The sequence below is a fragment of the Stappia sp. WLB 29 genome (genome assembly GCF_023507705.1).
Lineage (GTDB): Bacteria > Pseudomonadota > Alphaproteobacteria > Rhizobiales > Stappiaceae > Stappia.
In genome coordinates this window covers 1-1,211 of record NZ_JALBGD010000029.1, presented here as the reverse complement: position 1 = coordinate 1,211, position 1,211 = coordinate 1, and the positions used below count along the sequence as shown (strand labels likewise).

General features: G+C 65.3%; 1 protein-coding gene. It reads right to left on the bottom strand.

Translation table 11 applies throughout. The annotated features are described in order from the left end of the window. Nucleotides 1–32: 32 nt before the first annotated feature. Nucleotides 33–1,208, bottom strand: coding sequence for an elongation factor Tu (gene tuf, locus MNI96_RS21765; RefSeq protein WP_249696641.1), 1,176 nt, complete (start codon nucleotides 1,206–1,208; stop codon nucleotides 33–35). Between the last annotated feature and the right edge of the window lie 3 nt (nucleotides 1,209–1,211).

The window sequence follows — 1,211 nt, the reverse complement described above, 5'->3', positions numbered from 1 at the left end:
GGCGGAACGGATCACCCGTTCCGCCATGTTGGTTACTTGATGATGGAGGCGACGACGCCGGCGCCGACGGTACGGCCGCCCTCGCGGATAGCGAAGCGCAGGCCCTCTTCCATCGCGATCGGCACGATCAGCTCGACCTCGACCGACACGTTGTCGCCCGGCATCACCATCTCCGTGCCTTCCGGCAGCGTCACCACGCCCGTCACGTCCGTCGTGCGGAAGTAGAACTGCGGACGGTAGTTGGTGAAGAACGGAGTGTGGCGACCGCCCTCTTCCTTCGTCAGGATGTAGGCCTCGGCCTTGAACTTCGTGTGCGGTGTCACCGAACCCGGCTTGCACAGAACCTGGCCGCGCTCCACGTCCTCGCGGCCCACGCCGCGGATCAGAGCACCGATGTTGTCGCCGGCCTGGCCCTGGTCCAGAAGCTTGCGGAACATCTCGACGCCCGTCACCGTCGTCTTCTTGGTGTCGCGGATGCCGACGATCTCGACTTCCTCGCCCACCTTCACGATGCCGCGCTCCACGCGGCCGGTCACCACCGTGCCGCGGCCCGAGATCGAGAACACGTCCTCGATCGGCATCAGGAACGGCATGTCGACCGGACGCTCCGGCGTCGGGATGTAGTCGTCGACCGCAGCCATCAGCTCGCGGATCTTCGTCTCGCCGATCGCGTCGTCACGACCCTCGAGCGCAGCAAGAGCCGAACCCGCGACGATCGGAATGTCGTCGCCCGGGAACTCGTAGGACGAAAGCAGCTCGCGCACTTCCATCTCCACCAGCTCCAGAAGCTCGGCGTCGTCCACCTGGTCGACCTTGTTCAGGAACACCACCAGAGCCGGGACGCCGACCTGGCGCGCCAGAAGGATGTGCTCGCGGGTCTGCGGCATCGGGCCGTCGGCCGCCGAGCACACCAGGATCGCGCCGTCCATCTGCGCCGCACCCGTGATCATGTTCTTCACGTAGTCGGCGTGGCCAGGGCAGTCCACGTGGGCATAGTGGCGGTTCTCGGTCTCGTACTCGACGTGAGCCGTCGAGATCGTGATGCCGCGAGCGCGCTCCTCGGGAGCAGCGTCGATCTGGTCATACGCCTTGAACTCGCCGAAAAACTTCGTGATCGCCGCCGTCAGCGTCGTCTTGCCATGGTCGACGTGGCCGATCGTGCCAATGTTCACGTGCGGCTTCGTCCGCTCAAACTTTGCTTTCGCCATCGG